At 67.6% G+C, this 18133-nt stretch carries 17 protein-coding genes; 6 read left to right on the top strand and 11 right to left on the bottom strand.

Annotation, left to right across the window (positions count from 1 at the left end; genetic code table 11):
* Nucleotides 1-311: 311 nt before the first annotated feature.
* The 7 genes from ASF65_RS05325 to ASF65_RS05295 all read right to left on the bottom strand — a co-directional run bounded on the left by ASF65_RS05325 (nt 312) and on the right by ASF65_RS05295 (nt 8095).
* Entirely contained in the window at nt 312-1013 is a 702-nt protein-coding gene (locus ASF65_RS05325; RefSeq protein WP_055886251.1) for a class II aldolase/adducin family protein, read from the bottom strand.
* The gene (locus ASF65_RS05320; RefSeq protein ID WP_055886248.1) at nt 1010-2398 is read right to left on the bottom strand and encodes an FGGY family carbohydrate kinase; all 1389 of its coding nucleotides are present in this window, start codon (nt 2396-2398) and stop codon (nt 1010-1012) included. Before ASF65_RS05320 ends, ASF65_RS05325 begins: the two co-directional genes overlap by 4 nt.
* Nucleotides 2395-3468 (bottom strand): ABC transporter permease, encoded by a 1074-nt coding sequence (locus tag ASF65_RS05315; protein WP_082505194.1) that lies wholly within the window; start codon nt 3466-3468, stop codon nt 2395-2397. The genes ASF65_RS05320 and ASF65_RS05315 overlap by 4 nt, the downstream gene beginning before the upstream one ends.
* Nucleotides 3461-4498, bottom strand: coding sequence for an ABC transporter permease (locus ASF65_RS05310; protein ID WP_055886246.1), 1038 nt, complete (start codon nt 4496-4498; stop codon nt 3461-3463). The genes ASF65_RS05315 and ASF65_RS05310 overlap by 8 nt, the downstream gene beginning before the upstream one ends.
* Nucleotides 4491-5984: a sugar ABC transporter ATP-binding protein gene (locus tag ASF65_RS05305; protein WP_055886243.1), complete on the bottom strand. Its 1494-nt coding sequence runs from the start codon at nt 5982-5984 to the stop codon at nt 4491-4493. Before ASF65_RS05305 ends, ASF65_RS05310 begins: the two co-directional genes overlap by 8 nt.
* Nucleotides 5985-6046: 62 nt before the next feature.
* Complete coding sequence (locus ASF65_RS05300; RefSeq protein ID WP_055886242.1) at nt 6047-7051, bottom strand: substrate-binding domain-containing protein; 1005 nt, start codon at nt 7049-7051, stop codon at nt 6047-6049.
* A gap of 18 nt (nt 7052-7069) precedes the next feature.
* Nucleotides 7070-8095 carry a LacI family DNA-binding transcriptional regulator gene (locus ASF65_RS05295; RefSeq protein WP_055886238.1) on the bottom strand — a complete coding sequence of 342 codons (1026 nt, stop codon included), beginning with the start codon at nt 8093-8095 and terminating at the stop codon, nt 7070-7072.
* 181 nt (nt 8096-8276) lie between these two features.
* Here ASF65_RS05295 and ASF65_RS05290 point away from each other — a divergent pair, with 181 nt between their 5' ends.
* Both ASF65_RS05290 and ASF65_RS05285 read left to right on the top strand, forming a co-directional pair.
* Nucleotides 8277-9173, top strand: coding sequence for a sugar phosphate isomerase/epimerase (locus ASF65_RS05290; RefSeq protein WP_055886236.1), 897 nt, complete (start codon nt 8277-8279; stop codon nt 9171-9173).
* 269 nt (nt 9174-9442) lie between these two features.
* Nucleotides 9443-10654, top strand: a complete 1212-nt coding sequence (locus ASF65_RS05285) for a sugar ABC transporter substrate-binding protein (RefSeq protein ID WP_244486568.1) — start codon at nt 9443-9445, stop codon at nt 10652-10654.
* A 354-nt stretch (nt 10655-11008) separates the two neighbouring features.
* On the opposite strand, the gene ASF65_RS05280 is transcribed toward ASF65_RS05285, so the two are convergent.
* The 4 genes from ASF65_RS05280 to ASF65_RS05260 all read right to left on the bottom strand — a co-directional run bounded on the left by ASF65_RS05280 (nt 11009) and on the right by ASF65_RS05260 (nt 13848).
* Nucleotides 11009-11230, bottom strand: a complete 222-nt coding sequence (locus ASF65_RS05280; RefSeq protein WP_055886231.1) for a hypothetical protein — start codon at nt 11228-11230, stop codon at nt 11009-11011.
* A gap of 192 nt (nt 11231-11422) precedes the next feature.
* Nucleotides 11423-11635, bottom strand: coding sequence for a cold-shock protein (locus ASF65_RS05275; protein WP_055886229.1), 213 nt, complete (start codon nt 11633-11635; stop codon nt 11423-11425).
* A gap of 1092 nt (nt 11636-12727) precedes the next feature.
* Nucleotides 12728-12922, bottom strand: coding sequence for a hypothetical protein (locus ASF65_RS05265; protein WP_055886225.1), 195 nt, complete (start codon nt 12920-12922; stop codon nt 12728-12730).
* A 656-nt stretch (nt 12923-13578) separates the two neighbouring features.
* Nucleotides 13579-13848 (bottom strand): hypothetical protein, encoded by a 270-nt coding sequence (locus ASF65_RS05260; RefSeq protein ID WP_055886221.1) that lies wholly within the window; start codon nt 13846-13848, stop codon nt 13579-13581.
* Between the two features lie 387 nt (nt 13849-14235).
* On the opposite strand from ASF65_RS05260, the gene ASF65_RS05255 reads away from it, so the two are divergent.
* The 4 genes from ASF65_RS05255 (at nt 14236) to ASF65_RS05245 (ending at nt 18110) form a co-directional block, all read left to right on the top strand.
* Entirely contained in the window at nt 14236-15246 is a 1011-nt protein-coding gene (locus tag ASF65_RS05255; protein WP_055886217.1) for a LacI family DNA-binding transcriptional regulator, read from the top strand.
* 124 nt (nt 15247-15370) lie between these two features.
* Complete coding sequence (locus ASF65_RS05250) at nt 15371-16207, top strand: inositol monophosphatase (RefSeq protein ID WP_055886215.1); 837 nt, start codon at nt 15371-15373, stop codon at nt 16205-16207.
* Between the two features lie 73 nt (nt 16208-16280).
* Nucleotides 16281-16565, top strand: a complete 285-nt coding sequence (locus ASF65_RS21970) for a hypothetical protein (RefSeq protein WP_244486565.1) — start codon at nt 16281-16283, stop codon at nt 16563-16565.
* Nucleotides 16566-16583: 18 nt separating this feature from the next.
* A complete protein-coding gene (locus ASF65_RS05245; protein ID WP_348271166.1) occupies nt 16584-18110 on the top strand; it encodes an iron ABC transporter permease in 1527 nt (508 codons plus the stop codon).
* Nucleotides 18111-18133 lie beyond the last annotated feature (23 nt).

The following is an 18133-nucleotide window of genomic DNA, read 5'->3' as shown; positions in this document are numbered from 1 at the left end:
TTCCAAACACGAAAGGTACGGTGGGACGCCGGCATCGGATGGGGCGATCACCGCCATGTGACCGACGGAGATGCGGCGTGAAGGTCACGTCCGTCCGCTTTCGCGGTCGATGATGGATGGCTTACGCTGACTGTCCGGAGGCGGATGTCGCCGGCTGGGCCTTCGCGGCGGCCGCGACCTTCGAGTGTTCTCTCATCGTCCGCGCGGCGCGGATCGGATGACGCAGCTGCCGCCAAAGGTCGATGGACCCTTGGCGGCAGCTCTCGCGCCGGGCAGATGGCCGGATGTCGACGGCTGGCGCGCTCGCTGGATTACCCGAACGTGGATCGGGTGCCCGGCGTGTCGTTGACCCCGTCGAGGTCGGGGGCGTGGCCGTAGCTCATGTTCTTCATCTGCTGGATGACGCGGGCCATCTCCTCGTCCGGCAGGACCGGTGGCTCGCCGAGGACGCGCGCCTGGACGTAGAGGCGCGACAGGGTCTCGACCTCGATCGCCAGCGCCAGCGCGCTCGCCATCGTGCGCCCGAGCGCGATCTGCCCGTGCTGGCCGAGAAGGCAGGCCAAGCGGTCCTCGAGCGCTTCCAGCGCGGCGTCCGACAGGGCCTGCGTGCCGAAGGTGGCATAGCGCGAGCAGCGGATCGTCGTGCCGCCGGCGACCGCCGTCATGTAGTGGAAGCTCGGGATCTCGTGGTGATGGACGGCGAGCGTCGTGGCGTAGACGGAATGGCAGTGAAGAACGCAGTCGACGTCGGGCCGGGCGGCGAGGATGTCGCGGTGGAAGCGCCACTCCGACGACGGGCGCCGGGGGCCCTCGTAGGTGCCGTCGAACGACATCTGCACGAGGTCTTCCGGCTGCATCCGGTCGTAGGGCAGGGAGGTCGGGGTGACGAGGAAGCCCCCCTCGTTGCGCACGGACAGGTTGCCCGCGGTTCCCTGGTTGATGCCGCTCTCGTTCATGCGGCGGCAGGTCGCGACCATCTCCTCGCGCAAGGCGTCGTCGGTTCGCAGGGTCATGAGGCTCGGGCTCCGGGATGGGTCAGGTCGCGCCAGTGCGACCAATAGGGGAGAAGGTCGGGAAGGCCGTACACGTCCGGTGCTTCCGCCGCCAGCGGGGCGAGGCCGCGACGGGCTTCATGTGTTGCCAGAAGCGCGGCGCCCGTTGCGGTGCCGTGCGGATCCCGGTCCACGAGCACGCGGACCGTCGGGTTCAGCGCCGCCATGATCGCGCCGAACAGGGGATCGCGCACCAGTCCGCCGTCGAGAACGACTGTTCGTGATGCCGGCAGGGCCTGAAGGCACTGGCTGGCGAGAAGGGCCGCATAAAGGAGGGCGAGGGTGAAGCGAACGGACGGATCGCCGGCGAGCGGCCCGTGGATGCGACCGCGGCGCGAGGTGCCCGGAAACAGGCCGTCGTCGGCTCCGAAGGAGGGCAGGACGACGGTCCGGCTGGCGACACAGCGCCTCAGCGCTTCGAGGGTCGCCGGTCCGTCCGCGCCGTCGGCGACGGCCGCGAACTCGCGCCCGCCCATCGTCAGGATGCCCGGAACCGGGCGGCCGAAGACGTCGGCGTTGCAGGACAGTCCGGGGGTTTCGGTGTCGAGGTCGACGCCGGTGCGGTCGGTGAGGGCCACGATCCACGTGCCGGTCGAGATCACGGTGAGGTCGGACAGGCCGGCGGCCTGGTAGCGATAGAAGTTGGCCGAGGAATCGTGGATGCCGCACACGACGCGGGTTCCGGGCGGCAGGCCGCAGCGTCGCGCGAGCTCGGGCTTCAGCGTGCCGAGCGTCTCGAAGGCGGGGCGCATCGGCGGCAGGAGGTGCTCCCAGCCGCGCCGGGCGACGAGCGGTGTCGGCCGCCCGTCGGCGCCCGACCAGAGGTGCGACTGCGCCGCAAGGCTCGTGACTTCGCTGGCCGCGACGCCACAGAGGCGGAAGGCCCAGTATTGCGGGAGGGCCAGGAAGGCCGTCGCCCGGGCGAAGGCGTCCGGCCAGCCGCGCTCCAGCCACAGCATCTGGCGCGCCAGATGCGCCGAGCCGAGCATCACCGCGCTGCCCCGGTCGCGGAACGAGCCTGCCATGCCGGCGTAGTCCGCCGTGATATCGGGCGGCGGGTCCTGCTCGTAGTCGATCATCGGCATTGCGGCCACGTCCGGTCCGACGAGGACGCCGCCCGAGCCGTGCGAACAGGCGACGATCGCCTCGATCGGGTGGCGCCGGCCGAGATCGGCGAGCCCGTCGAGCAGCCAGCCTTCCAGCGCATCGAGATCGTGATGGCGATAGGGCGGACCGTCCTGGACGCGGTTCGGCGCGGAAAGCTCCTCCAGGATGGTGCCGCTCCCGGTCGCGGCGAAGAGCTTGACGTTGGTCTTGCCGATGTCGAAGACGGCGACCACGCTCATGGGCGCTTCTCCCGGTGCGGTCGCAGCATCGAGACGAAGAGCGAGAGATGCGGGCGCAGCGTCTGCGCCACCACCACGACGATCAGGGTGCCGCCCCAGATCGCGAGCGTCAGGTAGTTCGACAGCCCGAACTGGTTGAAGCCCGACGAGATCACCTGAAGGATCGCCAGCGCCACCATCAGGCCGCCCACCGTGCCGAAGCCGCCGAACGGATCGACGCCGCCGAGCACGGCGGCGAGGATCGTCACCAGAAGATAGGACTGCGCGTAGTCGGCGCTCGCCGAATTGAAGATCACGAGCATCACCAGCGCGGCCATGAAGCAGACGAGGCTGGAGAGGGTGTAGACGCCGACGAGGACGCGCTTGGTGTCGATCGCCGAATAGCGCGCGGCCTCGAGGTTGGAGCCGATCATGTGGCAGGCGATGCCGAAGGCGGTCTTCTTCAGGACGAGCCCGACGAGGATCGCGACCAGCACCAGGAGGACGAAGACGAGCGGAATGCCTAAAAAGCTCGAATTGCCGAGGCGCGAGACGAGCTCGGGCACGCCGGACAGCGCCATGCCGCGCGTCAGGTAGATGCTGACGCCGTCGATCAGCGACTTGGTGCCGAGGGTGACGAGGATCGGGTGGACGCCGGTATAGGCGACGAGGAGGCCCGTCAGGAGGCCGATCACGAGGCAGAGGAGAAGCCCGGCGGCGAAGGCGAGCGCTGCCCCTGCCAGCACTGCCCCGGTCCCCGCATCGGGGGCGATCGCGTTCTGCATCACGAACACAATCAGGAGCGCGCACTGGTTGGTGGTCGCGATGATCGCCAGGTTCAGCCCGCCGGTGATGAGCGGCACGATCATCGCCAGCGACAGAAGCCCCAGAAGCGGCATCTGGAACATGAACGACTGCAGCGTCCCGACGCTCGCAAAGCCCGGAACCGCAAGCGAGAAGAGGACGAGAAGCGCGGCGAGGAGCCCGACGAGCCCGAGATGCGCATGGGGAACGGCCGTGCGCAGCCGTGCCATGAAGTCCGCCAGGGGGCCGGCCTCGCCGATCGGATGGGGCTTGTCGGTCTCAAGCATGGGCGGCCTCGCCGAGCGTGCGGTGGCGCCGGCCCCGCCGTGACGACAGGACGGTGAGCGAGGTCGAGGCGAGGATCGTCAAGCCGATCACGATCTGGAAGAAGTACGAGGAGACGCCGAGAAGGTTGAGACCGTTCTGCAGGATGGCGAGGAGCACGATGCCGAGAAGGACGCCCGGCACGGTGCCGATGCCGCCCGTCAGGCTGGCGCCGCCGAGGACGGCGGCCGAGAGAACCGCAAGCTCCGTGTTGACCATGGCGTTGGGCACGCTTTCGCCGACGCGATGCGCCTGCAGCATGCCGGCCAGGGCCGCGAGGAAGCCGAGGAAACCGTAGGCGACGAAGTGGAGGCGGCCGATCGAGATGCCGATGCGCCGCGCCGCTTCCGGGTTGCCGCCCATCGCGTAGAGCTGGCGGCCGACCGACATGCGCGTCATCAGCGCACAGGTCCCGAGGCTCACCACGATCATCGCCACGATCGGCAGCGTGACGCGCACGAGGTCGCCGCTGGCGAGTTCGGTCTCGTAGACGGTGATGCGCGTCGTCCACCATTCCGGCAGGTCGTAGATCGAGCGACCGCCCGAGAAGTACATGAGGAGCGAGAAGGTGACGCTCATCATCGCGATCGTCGCGATGATCGAGGGGATGCGCACGAAGTGGATCAGCGCCGCGTTCAGTCCGCCGAGCGCCGTGCCGACGGCAAGGCCGGCCGCGATCACCAGGGGAGCGGGAAGGCCGAGCCGAGCCGCCAGGAGCGCGGCGACATACTGCGACACGGACGCGGTGGCCGCGAACGAGATGTCGATGCCGCCCGAGACGAGCACCACGAAGAGGCCCATCGCCATGATCGCCTGCACCGAATAGGTCTCGAGCAGGTCGATGACGTTGGGCAGCGTCAGGAAGCCCGGCGCCGTCGAGCCGAAGAACAGGACGGCGATGACGATCACGCCGAAGAGCCAGGCTTCGGGGCGGCGGCGCAGCCGCGCCAGCGCGGAGGCGTGGGTCGGGGTCGGGTGCGCGGGATCAGGCATAGATGCGCTCCTCCAGTTCGCGCTCGGTGATGCGGCCGGGAACGGCTTCGCCGACGATGCGCCCGGCGCGCATGTGCAGGACGCGGTCGCAGGTGGCGAAGGCCTCGCCGACCTCGTCGGAGATCAGGATGACGCCGACGCCCTCGCGCGCGAGTTCGGCGACGATCTCGTAGATCCCCTGCTTGTTCTTGATGTCGACGCCGACCGTCGGCGAATCGAGGATCAGGACGCTCGGACGCGTCGCCAGCCATTTCGCCAGCACCACGCGCTGCTGGTTGCCGCCCGACAGCGTCTGGACGGGCCGGTCGATGTCGGGAACCTTGATGGCGAGGCGGCGGACCCACTCGCGCGCGAGGTCGCGCCGACGCCGCCGCGCGATCAGGCCGGCGGGGCCGGCCAGCCCCTTCATCACCGCCAGGCCGATATTGTCCTCGATCGACTGCGGCAGGATCACGCCGAGCGAGAGCCGGTCTTCCGAGACATAGGCGATGCCGGCGCGCACCGCGTCGCGGTTGGAGCGTAGCACGAGCGGCTCGCCGTTCAGGCGGATCGTGCCGCCTTCCGCGCGGCTCATGCCGAACAGCGTCAGCGCGAGTTCGGTGCGTCCGGCGCCGAGAAGCCCGACGAGACCCAGGACCTCGCCTCGCCGGAGCGTGAAGCTGACGTCGGCGAACTCGCCGCGGCGCGACAGGCGGTCGACGGTGAGGAGCGGGGGCGCCGCGCTCATGTCGCGCGCGGCGACGCCATGGTCGAGGTCGAGCCCGGTCATCAGATGGGCGATGCGGCGCTGGTCGACCTCGGCGACGGGCCAGGTGCCGACCTTGCGCCCGTCGCGGAACACGGTGACGCGCTCGGCGATCTCGACCACCTCCTCGAGGCGATGCGAGACGAACACGACGGCGATGCCGTCGGCCTTGAGGCGAGCGACGATCGCCAGCAGCCGGTCGACCTCGGCGCGCGTCAGCGAGGCGGTCGGCTCGTCCATGAAGATGAGGCGGGCCCGGGCCGCCAGCCCGCGCGCGATGGCCACGATCTGGCGCTCGGCGACCGGCAGGTCGGAGACGAGGGCGGACGGGTCGAGGTCGAAGTCGAGGCGCTTCAGGACCTCGTCGGCGATGCGGCGCATGTGCGCGCGTCGGACGGGCTTCAGCGCGCCGTCGAGATGGCTCTCCACCGCGATGTTCTCGGCGACGCTGAGGTTGGGAAACAGCGACAGGTCCTGGAAGATGACCTGGATGCCGAGCGCCTTGGCGCGCGCGGGCGTCAGCGGCAGGACGCTCTCGCCCTCGATCTCGATCGAGCCCTCGGTCGGCGGATGGACGCCGGCCACGGTCTTGATCAGCGTCGACTTCCCGCAGCCGTTCTCGCCGACGAGGCAATGGACCTCGCCCGCGCGCACATCCCAGTCGATGCCCTCCAGCGCGCGCACGCCGCCGAAGCGCTTGGACAGGCCGCGCAGCCTGAGAAATGGAACGTCCTGCGTCATCGGCCGCCTCCCGTCGCCCGAATGGAAAGGGCCGGCGGCCACCGAAGGCCGCCGGCTGAGGCTCACAGTCCGAGCGCGACGAGGCGGTCGATGTTGGCCTTGTCGAGGGATTCGAGCTTCTGGGCCTGGATCAGCTTCTTGTCGGAATAGACGCGCACGGGGCCGACCCCGACGAGCTCCATGTTGTCGGTCGGCTCCTTGCCGGCCGCCAGCATCGAGGACAGCTGCGCGAAGACCTCGCCCGCCGTCAGCGGGTTCCAGATGTAGCCGCCGCGGATCACGCCGGACTTCACGTATTTGGCGCCCTGTCCCGGCGAGAAGCCGCCGACGAGGGCGACCGTCTTGGCCTTGCCGCGGTCGTCGAGGACGCGCGCGGCGCCGATCGGTCCCTGGCTGCCGAAGGTCAGGATGCCCTTGAGGTCGGGATTGGCGCGCAGCTGGTCCTGCGTGGTCTTCAGGCTTTCGTCGAGGCTCTCGGCGACGCCGAAGCGGTCGCCGACCATCTGCATCTTCGGATACTTCTCCTTCTGATAGGCGATCGCGGCATCGGCCCAGGCGTTGTGCAGCGGCACGGTCAGGGAGCCGACATAGACGATGTACTTGCCCTCCTCGCCCATCTCCTTGGCGAGGAGATCCATGTGGGCCTGGCCGTAGGCCTCGGTCGTCGTCAGCTCGAAGTCCCAGTCCTTTTCCTTCTGGTCCGGACCCTCGTGCGCCAGCACCTTGATGCCCGCCGCGCGGGCGCGGCCGAGCACCGGCTCGAGCGCGGCGGAATCGTTGGGCACGATGCCGATGACATTCACCTTGCGGGCGATCAGGTCCTCGATGGCGCGGACCTGCTGGGCGGCATCGGCCTGGGTCGGGCCGACCATCCAAGCGTTGACCTTGTACTCCCCGGCGCCCTTCTTGATCCCTTCCTCCATCGCGTTGAACCAGGGGATGCCCCCGATCTTCACGACGATTCCCGCCTGCGGCTCGGCACTCTGGGCGAGGGCCGCCGGGGCGGTGAGCGAGAGGGCCAGAAGGCCTCCCAGAGCCGCGAGAGCGCGGCGACGCGACATCAGCATCGTTTCATCCTCCCTTTGTTATGCCTGGCCCGCCCGGGCGTTGCGCCGGTGCGGGACCCGCAGCGTCGAGCCGCGGATCGTGACGGCGCATTCGAGGCGCCTTGTTTCTTCCGGGGCCTCCCGACCCTCCATGCGAGCGTGAAGCAGCGTCCAGGCCGCGACGGCCATGTCCTCGACCGGCTGGCGCACGGCGGTGACGGCGGGCGAGACGAGCCGCATCCATTCCATCTCGTCGAACGAGGCGAACGCGACGTCGTCGGGAACGCGCAGGCCCATCTCGGCCAAGAGCTTGTAGGCGAGGAGCGAGGTCATGTGATCGAGCGCGAAGAGCGCGTCGGGACGGCTCGCCTCCAGCCGCGCCCGGAGGCGCGCGACCGCCTCGCCCGCGTCGAAGCCGACTTCCAGCATCTCGGCGCGCATCGGGCCGGCCTGCGCCGAGAACCCGTCCCAGCGCTCGCGCACGTTGCTGATGGCAAGGCTCGTGCCGGCGACGAGGCAGCTTCGTCGCCCGCCACCCGCCAGATGTGCCGCCATCGCGCCCGACGCCGGTCCGTTGTCGACCGCCACGAGGTCGAAACGCCGGTCGTCGGGGATGCGGTCGGCGACGACCGTCGGGACCGAAAAGCCCGTCGGCAGTCGCGTTGTCAGGGCGCCGTCGCAGGGGATGACGATCAGCCCGGCCGGCCGCCAGGCGCGGATATTGGCGAGGCGGTCGGCCTCCTCGCCGGGATCGTTGCGCGCCGAGACCACCACGAGGTCGTAGCCCCCTTCGCGCGCCTCGTGCTCCAGCGTCGAGACGAAGGCCGCGAACATCGGGTTGGTGAGGTCCGGCACGACGACCGCGGCGAGCGCGGCCTTGCCCGAGCGCAGCCGCGAGGCGGCGATGTCGGTGACGTAGCCGAGCTCCTCGATCGCGACGCGGACACGATCGGCGAAACCGGGCGAGACGCTGCTCTTGCCGTTGATGACGTTCGAGACCGTCGCGATCGACACGCCGGCGCGCTCGGCCACCATCCGAATGGACGGCGACTGCAGTCGTGACATGACGCCCTCCCTCTGTGTTGGGTCGAATATTATGTGAGACAAACAATAAAACGTTTCATCAGAGGCTAGACAGCGGATTTGTCTCTGTCAATCATGGGGAATGTCGAGCAGCACTGCGATCTTGCTGCAACGCAAAAGTATATTGCAGGCGCGCCAAAGCGGCGCGGCGGGGGAGAGTGGGATGAACAAGCTCGGTGTGCATGCGTTGGTCTGGGAAGCGGGATGGAGCCACGAGGAGTGCGCGCGGGCGATCGGCAAGACCGCCGAGGTCGGCTACGACTTCATCGAGGCGCCGGCGCTCGATCCCAGCCTGATCGACGCCGAGTTCACGCGTCGCGAGCTGGAGAAGGCCGGCATCGGCATCGCCTTTTCGCTCGGCCTCGACTTCGACAGCGACATTTCGTCGGGAGACCCGGAAAAGCGCGCGCGGGGCCAGCAGAAGCTCGAGGACGCCATTCGCGTGTGCCGCGACTGCGGCGGCACGAGTATCGGCGGCATCCTCTACTCCGCCTTCGGCAAATACTACGAGCCGCCGACGCGCGAGGGCATCCGCCAGTCGGCCGAGACGCTCGCCACCGTGGCCGAGATCGCCGCCCGCAGCGACATCACCCTCTCGCTCGAAGTGGTGAACCGCTACGAGACCAACATCTGCAACACGGCGGCGCAGGGCGTCGAGATGGCCAAGCTCGTCGGCGCGCCGAACGTGAAGGTCCATCTCGACGTCTACCACATGAACATCGAGGAATCCGACATCGCCCAGGCGATCGTCGATGCCGGGCCGCACATCGGCTACTTCCACACCGGGGACTCGCATCGCGGCTACATGGGCTCGGGTTCGGTCGACCTGACCTCCGTCTTCCGTGCCCTCGTCCGGGCGAAGTACCAGGGACCGATCACCTTCGAGAGCTTCTCGTCGCGCGTCGTCGGGCAACCGCTGGAGGGCATCCTCGGCGTGTGGCGGAACCTCTGGAACGACGGCCACGATCTCGCATCGCACGCGCTGATGTACACGCGCGCGATGCTGAAGGCCGCCGAGGAGGCCGAGCGGCAGGCGAGCGAGCGCAGCCGGCTTCCGTAAATCCGACAAGGCCGGATCGATGCCGGGCACGCAGTCGGGACGTGCCCGGGATCGTCCCGGTCTTCCCAGATCTTCTGCGCGAAATCGGAGAACAACGGGGCGAACGTGCAGAAGTCAGGACCAGCCCCTTGGGAGAAGAAGCGATGAGAATGTGCAACGGAGGGTGGCCGTCGCTCCTGGCGATCGGCACGACCTGCCTTCTCGCATCTGTCGGCGGGGCCGCGGCTCAGCAGACGACGCTGACGATCGGCACGGTCAACAACCTGGACATGATCCGGATGCAGGGTCTGACGCCGGAGTTCGAGAAGGCGAACCCGGACATCAAGATCACCTGGGTCACGCTGGAGGAGAACATCCTGCGCCAGCGCATCACCACCGATATCGCCACCAGGGGCGGCCAGTTCGACATCATGACGATCGGCAATTACGAGGTGCCGATCTGGTCGCAGAAGGAGTGGCTGGCGCCGCTCGAGAACCTCGGTGCCGACTACGATGTCGACGACCTCCTGCCGCCAATCCGCAATGCCCTGTCGACGAACGGCAAGCTCTACGCCGCACCCTTCTACGGCGAGAGCGTCTTCACCATCTACCGCCGCGACCTGATGGAGAAGGCCGGGCTGACGATGCCGGGGAGGCCGACCTTCGACTTCCTGATGGAGGTCGCCGCCAAGCTCTCCGACACGTCGACCGGCGTCTACGGTATCTGCCTGCGCGGCAAGCCAGGCTGGGGCGAGAACATGGCCTTCATCGGCAACCTCGCCCGCTCCTATGGCGGCAACTATTTCGACGCGAACTGGAAGCCGCAGTTCGATTCCGACCCCTGGAAGAAGGCGGTCGGAAACTACGTCAAGGTCATGCAGGAACACGGACCTCCGGGCGCCGCCGGAAACGGCTTCACCGAGAATCTCGCGCTGTTCGCGCAGGGCAAGTGCGGGCTCTGGGTGGACGCGACAGCCAACGCCTCCTTCGTCTCGAACCCCAAGGAAAGCACGGTCGCCGACAAGGTCGCCTTCACCCAGGCGCCCTGCGGCATCGAGAACTGTCCGAACGGCGGCGCCAACTGGCTCTGGTCGTGGTCGCTGGCCATTCCCGCCTCCTCGCAGAAGAAGGAAGCGGCGGAGAAGTTCATCTCCTGGGCGACCGACAGAAAGTATCAGGAACTCGTCGCCGGCCGCGATGGCTGGAGCAACGTTCCGCCGGGCTCGCGGACGTCGCTCTACGAAAACCCGAAGTACATGGAGGCGGCCCCGTTTGCGGCCGAGACCCTCCGGGCCATGAATGCAGCCGATCCGAGCTCGGGACCGGACAAGCCCTATGTCGGCCTCCAGTTCGCCGCCATTCCCGAGTTTGCGGGCATCGGCACAGCCGTCGGTCAGCAAATCGCGTCGGCTCTCGCCGGGACGCAGACCGTCGAGCAGGCGCTGGCCGCATCGCAGGCGCAGGCCACCCGCGACATGACGCGCGCCGGCTACATCAAGTAGCGGCTGCGGCTCTCCGGCTCCTCGCCGGGGAGCCTTCCCGTCGGACTTCGACGCAGTTCGATCAAGGCCGGGTGATGGCCGGTGTCGGGCGAGGGGAACCGCGGGACCGTCCGCGCGACGTCCGGGAGATGGTCGCAGGAGCACCGAGCGGTAAGGGGGATCTTCCGGCGGAATGGCAGATGTCCGGCCGGGCCTGCCCGCAACCCGACCGTGCGCGTCCGGGCCGACGGCAAGGTCTGTTCGACGCCCTTTCCGGGCGGTTTCCGGCGGTCCGCCGACGGGAGGCGCAGCGATATGGCCGTCGTCCGGCCGACGGCGACGTTCAGCAGGCAAGAGCGGAAGCGCGGCAGGACGTCAGGCGATGCTCTTGACGCGCGCGGCACGCTTCTTCTTCTCGGGGGCCACGATGATCGTGGCGGCCTGGGCCAGACGAAGTGCTCTCAGGCGGGCGGTCTTGTCCTGGGTTGCGGCCTGCTGGGCGGCAATGGTGCGCATCGCCGATCCTTTTTCGGGCCGGGTATCGTGCGGCTGGAAGTGGCGCTCCGCTGCTGCGCGGGATTTGGTCGAGCTGTCCATCAGACGCTCCTGTGCGTGGCCGACGCCTCTGGCATCGGCTGGATATGGAAGAGGCCCCGCTTCCTCGTCGGAATGGGGCCTCGTTCGGTGGGGACGTCGTTCTCGTTCCCGGCAGCCGCCAGTCCATCCGTGGTCGGCAGGCGGAGGAGAGCTTGATCCCGCTCGGATCGAGATGATCCGGAGAACAGGCGATCAGTCGATCGACTGAAGGTTCTCGGCGGCCATCTTGCCGGTCCGACGGTCGGCGACCAGCTCGAAGCTGACCTTGTCGCCTTCCTGAAGGCCACTCATGCCCGAGCGCTCGACGGCGCTGATGTGGACGAAGGCGTCCTTGCTGCCGTCGTCCGGCGCGATGAAGCCAAAACCCTTGTCGTGATTGAAGAATTTCACGGTTCCCGTCGTCATGGGATACCTTTCAGCATAAAGTTCTCGTCGGCCGGCATGCGTTGCCGTCCGTTGCAGATCGAGTGTTCAGAAAGAGCTTGGAAGCAAGGCGCCGCAATCGGCGACGCAGGGCCAAAAGTTCCGGCCGTCTATCGACGTATTAACAGTGGGCTCTTCCGATCGATTGTGCAAGCCCCACCCAGTCGAATCGCCTGTTTCTTGCGAACAGGCCCGCAACCGCTGTTGCGATCATCCGGTCCGACGCTGCGATGGACACGACGACTGCGGGGTCGATGCCGGCTCGGCGGCGAGCATCAGGGCATCATCGCCAGTTGGACCCAATCGTAGTCTCGTCCATTCCAGCGCCGCCACATCTGCCCGCCATCGTCTCGGCTCATCCGACCGTTGGTCAGATGCCGCGGCCGATCGAAGGGGATCGTCTCCCAACGCCATCCTCGACGCATCGCGAGAAACGAGCGCCGGGCGGGGTGAAGGAGGCGCGATAGAAGGAAGGCGATCATGGACAGGCCCCTGGTTGATCCGGCATCGGACGGTCGTCGCACGACCTTGGAATCACCCGGAGCGCTCGATCCCGATCCTGGAGCGGTCCGGTTCGGGCAGCGGGCCATGTCGGGCGCTTCGAAGACGGTCTTCGGGTCGATGCCGGATGCCCGACGCCGGATGTCTGGCATCGAGGGATCCGGCCCTACAAGCGCACCCTGTTCCCGGGAGTCCCGGTCGGCAGAACGTCCCGATGAAGGAGATCTGCGATCAAGGCCGGGATCCGTGTCGTGACGTTCGATCGGACCGGACATGACCGGAGGCGAGGATGCGCCGGGGGCCGCCTCCCATGGCGAGCGGATCGTCGGCATGGCGGAGCCTCGGTCTCTGGTCTGTGATTGGACGGCCTGCCGATCAGGATCGCTCGCGCAGGATCCGTCTATCGCGGCGAAGATGGGCGACAGCACACGGCATTCGCCTCAGTGAGGCGAACGGAACTTGCGCTGCGCACAAACCCGACGGCGACGCCGAGATTGCCGCTTGCGCAGAGCGCCCAGCTCGTGCCCGTCGGGCGACTGCCGTCCATGGGAGACGCTGGAGGTTGGAGGGCGGTCAATGCGCGAGATCCAGTGGGATGGATGCGGGCCGGTTCGCGTCTTCGCGACTGAGGGCAAGGGCCGCCATCGTCCTCCAGCTTTCTTCGGCATCGGCATACTTGCGCCGAACCTCCGCCAGAGACGTGGCCTCGGCCGCCAGGCGACACTCGGCGGCGCGCTCGAGATAGAACTGACTGTTTGACGATTTCATAGGAGTGTCCTTAGGACGGCATGGGGGAACGGATGGCGTCGGCCTTGTCTTCGAGATCCCCGCGACGGCGTCGCAGACGCCCCTCAGTCAGACTTGCGATGGCATCCCGCCTCTGCAGGCTCTAAAATCCCGGAAACCGTTCGACGACGATCCCGAGACGGAGAGCGCGGATGGGCGTGAATCGGACGGGCATGAAGCATTCTGGGGCAGGAGGACAAGGCGAGTCGGCGGTCGGTGCGGTGTAGTGTGATGCGGCCAGGCTGACCCGACGAATGCCGGGCTTGCTTGCAGCACCGGCCTGGAGCGTCTTGCGCTCTACTCGGCGATAGACCTCGGCGTCCGCCTGATCCTTCGGACGCTCCCGTCGATCACGCGCCTTCGTGACGGGTTGCGTCCGGTCATGGATCGTCGTGACATCGAACCGTGTGAGGGAACCGCCAGCGCTGACGATCCTTCATCGCATGACCATGCTTGCGGGCGACGATCTGGGCGCTTTCGCGATCTTGATCACCCGACATGGGAGAGCTTCGCGAGAAGGCACCCCTGGAGGCGAAAGCCCGGTCGAACGTCCCGGCGACTGGTAGTCTTCGACGCTCTACGAATAAGGATAGAGCTATCTCGCCCGATAGCAAACATTATCTTCGTTGGAAGACGATCTAAGGCTTGTCTCCCGCCAGAAGAAGCGCGTTCAACTCGGCGCCCTCCAAGCTGCGCTCGCCCGTGTCGATCGTATACATGAGAGATGTCTTCGACCCCGCCGTCTTCAGGCGGACGAAATCGACCGCTTCATCCAGGCTCGGGAACGATTTGAACTGCATCCTTCCTTTGTGAATCCCGCCGCGGCTGCCCGAGGACCAGAACACGTCGGTGCGTTCGGAAGGGTCCGGGTGGTGCTGCGTTGCGGACGCGCGATCGGTCGGAGGCATGTCGAGATCCTCGCCCCGTGATCGAGGCTCTATCAGGTAAGCTTTCGTGTCGGCGAACGTTCCACGACGTCGGCCACCCCTTGTCTCGACCCCGTCGGGTTTGCCGGAGGCTCCAACTTCTCAAGAGGATGGAGCCAGGGCGAGCCGAACGACGAACAAGTCTTCGCCTGAGGTCCGCGAGGGGGCGGTGCGGCTGGTTCTGGGCCACAAGCCGACCAGCCTTGCCATCGATTTTCATCGGAGCAACCGGTTCCATCGCCGGAACCTCGTCCGCGCGATGCCTTCGAGCCGCCGTCCCGCGCGAAAGCACAAGCCTTCGGATTGTCCATTTCTCGGCGGACAGTTAGAGGTCGGCTCATTCGAAAGCTCAGAACCGCACCTTCCATCATGGCCAAGCCATTCGTCACTGCCTCCGACGTCGCCCGCCGGGCGGGTGTGTCTCGGTCGGCGGTGTCCCGGACGTTCACCGAGGGCGCAAGCGTCTCGAACGAGGTGCGCGAGAAGGTTCTGGCGGCGGCGCAGGCGCTCGGCTACCGGGTCAACCGGCTGGCACAGACGCTCAACAACTCGAGCTCCAACCTCGTGGGGGTCGTGGGCGCCAACCTGTCCTCGCCCTTCATCGCCAAGCAGCTCGACATGCTGAGCCTCGCGCTCCTGCGCCGCGGCCAGCAATGTCTTCTGCTCAACGCCGCCGATGCGCGCAGCGACATCGCCCCGCTCATCGACCTGATCTTCGAATTTCGGGCCCGCGCCATCGTCGTCCTGTCCGGGGAGCCGCCGTCCTCCATCGTCGAGGAGTGCCTCGCCAACGGGGTGAAGCTCATCGTCATCAACCGGCTTCTCGATCGCTCGGACACCGACATGATCCTCAGCGACGATGTCCACGGCAGCACGCTGGTCGCCGAGCGTCTTCTCGCGGGCGGGTGCCGCAAGGCGGCCGTGGTGCGCAGCGGCAGCCGCACGCCGACCCAGACGCGCCGTGCCGAGACCTTCATACGCGTGATGGCCGAGCGGGGCGTCGAGACCGCGGTCTGGGAGGGTTCGGTGACGAGCTACGAGACGGGCGCCGCTGCCGCTCATTCAGTCCTGGCCGACCCTTCGATCGACGGCGTCTTCTGCGTCACCGATCTTCTGGCCCTCGGCTTCCTCGACGCCGCGCGCCACGATCTCGGCCGCCGCGTGCCGGAAGACGTGTCGGTGATCGGCTTCGACGACATTCCGCAGGCATCCTGGGCGAGTTACCGGCTGACGACGGTCGCCCAACCGTTCGAGGCCCTGACGGATGCGGTGCTTGCCGCGCTCGACCACACCGCGGAGCAGGCGACCATCCGCACCATCCCGGTGACCTTGATCGAGCGCGCCACGGCGCGGGTGATGGCCGAAGCCGTTCCAGCCTGAACGGTCACCGCGGCCGCCTTCCTCTCATGCTCAAGGCATCAAGAATAACCCAGCGTTGAAAAGGCTGTTGCCGTCAATGAACACGTGTGCAATTGTGCACACGTGTGCAAGACCGGGGGATGTCATGAAATCCAAAGCGCCGTACTCCGACGATCTCGGCGGCCGCGTCCGGCTCTGCCACGACGTCATCCGCTCGGCCGGCGCGCTGGTGCTCGCCGCCTTCCGCTCCGATGTCGCCGCCTTCTCGATGAAGGGGCCGCAGGACTTCCTGACCGAGACCGATGCCGCATCGGAAGCCCACATCCGCTCCGTGATCGCAGGCGCCTTTCCCGGCGACGGCTTCTTTGGGGAGGAGGGCGGCGGCGAGATCCTCGATCGGGTCTGGGTGGTCGATCCGATCGACGGCACGGCGAACTTCGCCCGGCGCATTCCCCATTTCTGCATCTCGATCGGCTATCTCGAAGGCGGCGTGCCGCGGTTCGGCGCGATCTACAATCCGGCGCTCGACGAGTTGCACTTCGCGCAGGCAGGCGGGGGCGCCACGCGCAACGGCCGGCCGATCGCCTGCGCGTCGACGCGCAGCTTCGAGGCGGCCTCGGTCGAGCTCGGCTGGTCCACGCGCGTTCCCAACGAAGCCTATCTCGCTGTGACGGCGAAGCTTCTGGAGAAGGGGGCGAACGTGCGGCGCGGCGCGTCCGGCGCGCTGGGGCTCGCCTATGTCGCCGACGGACGGTCGGACGGCTATGCCGAGCTGCACATGAACGCCTGGGACTGCGTGCCCGGCCTCCTGATCGTCGCCGAAGCCGGCGGTCGGGTCTGCCCCTATCTCGAACTCGGCTCGCTGCAGGATGGCGGGCCGGTCCTGGCGGCCGCCCCCGGTGTCGCCGAGGCGGTTTCCGCCGCCGCCGGCATTCCGCTGGCTCCGAACCTGCGCATCGGCATGGAGACGGAAGCCGCCTGAGGGCGGCGGCCGGGGCAACGACGCCCCGGCTCGGGAGGAACACGGCTCGTCCACGCCGTCTGGGAGGAAAAGCATGGTCACGGTCGAACATGTCGAGGGGAGGGGGCGTCGCGGCCCCGACGGACGGCACGCACGCCGCGTGGCCCGTTTCTTCACGGCGCCCGAACGCCTGATCGCGCTGGTGCTGGCGGTCGTCCTCGGCCTACTCGTCATCGTGCCGCTGTTCCAGCTGGTGCGCGAGACGGTGACCGTCCAGCCGTACGACGCGGCCTATCTGCCGGGCCGGCAGCCCGGCGAGCTGACTTGGTTTCACTACGAGCGCGTCTTTTCCGGGCGCATGTCCTGGGCGCTCTTCTAAAAGCCCTTCTTCAACTCGCTGATCACCGCCTTCGGCGCCACCGCGATCTGCCTGACGCTCGGCGGGGTCCTCGCATGGGTCGTGGTGCGCACCAACGTGCCGTTCCGCGAGTTCGTCAACACGGCGGTCGTCCTGCCCTACATGCTGCCGTCCTGGGTTATGGCGCTCGCCTGGGTGACCTTCTTCAAGAACGACCGCATCGGCGGCGCGTCCGGCGTCTTCGTCTATCTCTTCGGCGTCCAGCCGCCCGACTGGCTCGCCTTCGGCGCCGTGCCGATCATCATCTGCCTGTCGCTGCACTACTACGTCTACGGCTTCCTCATCATCTCCGGCTCGCTCTCCACCGTGGACAGCCAACTGGAGGAAGCGGGGGCGATCGCCGGCATGTCGCGCTTCCGGCAGTTCGTCTCGATCACCATGCCGCTCGTGCTGCCCGCCGTCGGGTCGGCCGTGGTGATGACCTTCATCCGCGTCATCGGCTCCTTCGGAACGCCCGCGGTGCTCGGCATGCCGATCCGCTACTTCGTGCTGCCGACCCAGATCTACGCCGCCATCGGCTCGCGCAATGTCGGCGACGGCTATCTCCTGGCGCTCGTCCTCGTCGTCATGGCGGTGCTCTTCATCTGGATCAACCAGCGCATGATCGGCGTGCGCAAGAGCTTCGTGACCATGTCCGGCAAGGGCTTCCGTCGGCGCGAGATCGATCTCGGGCGCGCCCGCTGGCTGGTCTTCGGCCTCGTCGTCCTCCTGATGTGCGCGACGGTGGTCCTGCCGCTCGGGCTCCTCGTGCTCCAGTCGCTGTCGCGCACGGCGGGCAACTACGACCTCACCAACCTGACGCTGCACTACTGGATCGGCGAGCGGGGCGGGGTGAACGCGCTTTATGCCGGCGTCTTCCAGAACCCGCAGATCCTGAATGCCGCCTGGAACAGCCTGCGCCTCGCCTTCTTCACCGCGCTCGCCACGGGCGTCCTCGGCTTCCTGATCGGCTATGTCGTAGTGCGCACGCGCGGCACCCTGTCCTCGCGCGCCCTCGAGATGGCGGCCTTCCTGCCGTACATCTTCCCGGCCGTGGCCTTCGGGGCGATCTATATCGGCATGTTCTCCAAGCCCGTCGGCCCGATCCCGGCGCTCTACGGAACCTTCGCGCTGCTGGTCCTGATCGCGGCGGTCAAGAACCTGCCCTACACCTCGCGCACCGGCATCGCCGCCATGCTGCAGATCGACAAGTCTCTGGAGGAGTCGGCGCGCGTCCAGGGCATCGGCTGGTTCGGCCGGATCCGGCGCATCATCGCCCCGCTCGCCGCCTCCGGCCTCGTGTCCGGCATGCTGCTCTCCTTCATCGGTACGATGCGCGAGTTGTCCCTCATCATCCTTCTCGTCACGCCGTCGACGGCCGTGCTCGCCAGCGTGATCTACACCTACCAGACGGACGACGTGCCCCAGCTGATCGGCGCCGCGACGCTCCTGCTCGTCGGCCTCGTGGTCGGCTGCAACCTGTTGTTCCGGCTGGTCTTCAAGAACACGAAGATGGGATTCGCTTGAGGAGGCGGTCTCGAAACAAGGGA

Origin of the sequence: Aureimonas sp. Leaf324 (assembly GCF_001423245.1) — a bacterium.
Classification (GTDB): domain Bacteria; phylum Pseudomonadota; class Alphaproteobacteria; order Rhizobiales; family Rhizobiaceae; genus Aureimonas.
Note: the sequence above shows the minus strand (reverse complement) of the source record. Positions and strands in the feature narration are given on the sequence as shown.

Bases quoted from the DNA above. Each gene is read 5' to 3' on its own strand.
- ASF65_RS05325 (WP_055886251.1), bottom strand. From the start codon at position 1,013: ATGACCCTGCGAACCGACGACGCCTTGCGCGAGGAGATGGTCGCGACC.
- ASF65_RS05320 (WP_055886248.1), bottom strand. From the start codon at position 2,398: ATGAGCGTGGTCGCCGTCTTCGACATCGGCAAGACCAACGTCAAGCTC.
- ASF65_RS05315 (WP_082505194.1), bottom strand. From the start codon at position 3,468: ATGCTTGAGACCGACAAGCCCCATCCGATCGGCGAGGCCGGCCCCCTG.
- ASF65_RS05310 (WP_055886246.1), bottom strand. From the start codon at position 4,498: ATGCCTGATCCCGCGCACCCGACCCCGACCCACGCCTCCGCGCTGGCG.
- ASF65_RS05305 (WP_055886243.1), bottom strand. From the start codon at position 5,984: ATGACGCAGGACGTTCCATTTCTCAGGCTGCGCGGCCTGTCCAAGCGC.
- ASF65_RS05300 (WP_055886242.1), bottom strand. From the start codon at position 7,051: ATGCTGATGTCGCGTCGCCGCGCTCTCGCGGCTCTGGGAGGCCTTCTG.
- ASF65_RS05295 (WP_055886238.1), bottom strand. From the start codon at position 8,095: ATGTCACGACTGCAGTCGCCGTCCATTCGGATGGTGGCCGAGCGCGCC.
- ASF65_RS05290 (WP_055886236.1), top strand. From the start codon at position 8,277: ATGAACAAGCTCGGTGTGCATGCGTTGGTCTGGGAAGCGGGATGGAGC.
- ASF65_RS05285 (WP_244486568.1), top strand. From the start codon at position 9,443: ATGATCCGGATGCAGGGTCTGACGCCGGAGTTCGAGAAGGCGAACCCG.
- ASF65_RS05280 (WP_055886231.1), bottom strand. From the start codon at position 11,230: ATGGACAGCTCGACCAAATCCCGCGCAGCAGCGGAGCGCCACTTCCAG.
- ASF65_RS05275 (WP_055886229.1), bottom strand. From the start codon at position 11,635: ATGACGACGGGAACCGTGAAATTCTTCAATCACGACAAGGGTTTTGGC.
- ASF65_RS05265 (WP_055886225.1), bottom strand. From the start codon at position 12,922: ATGAAATCGTCAAACAGTCAGTTCTATCTCGAGCGCGCCGCCGAGTGT.
- ASF65_RS05260 (WP_055886221.1), bottom strand. From the start codon at position 13,848: ATGCCTCCGACCGATCGCGCGTCCGCAACGCAGCACCACCCGGACCCT.
- ASF65_RS05255 (WP_055886217.1), top strand. From the start codon at position 14,236: ATGGCCAAGCCATTCGTCACTGCCTCCGACGTCGCCCGCCGGGCGGGT.
- ASF65_RS05250 (WP_055886215.1), top strand. From the start codon at position 15,371: ATGAAATCCAAAGCGCCGTACTCCGACGATCTCGGCGGCCGCGTCCGG.
- ASF65_RS21970 (WP_244486565.1), top strand. From the start codon at position 16,281: ATGGTCACGGTCGAACATGTCGAGGGGAGGGGGCGTCGCGGCCCCGAC.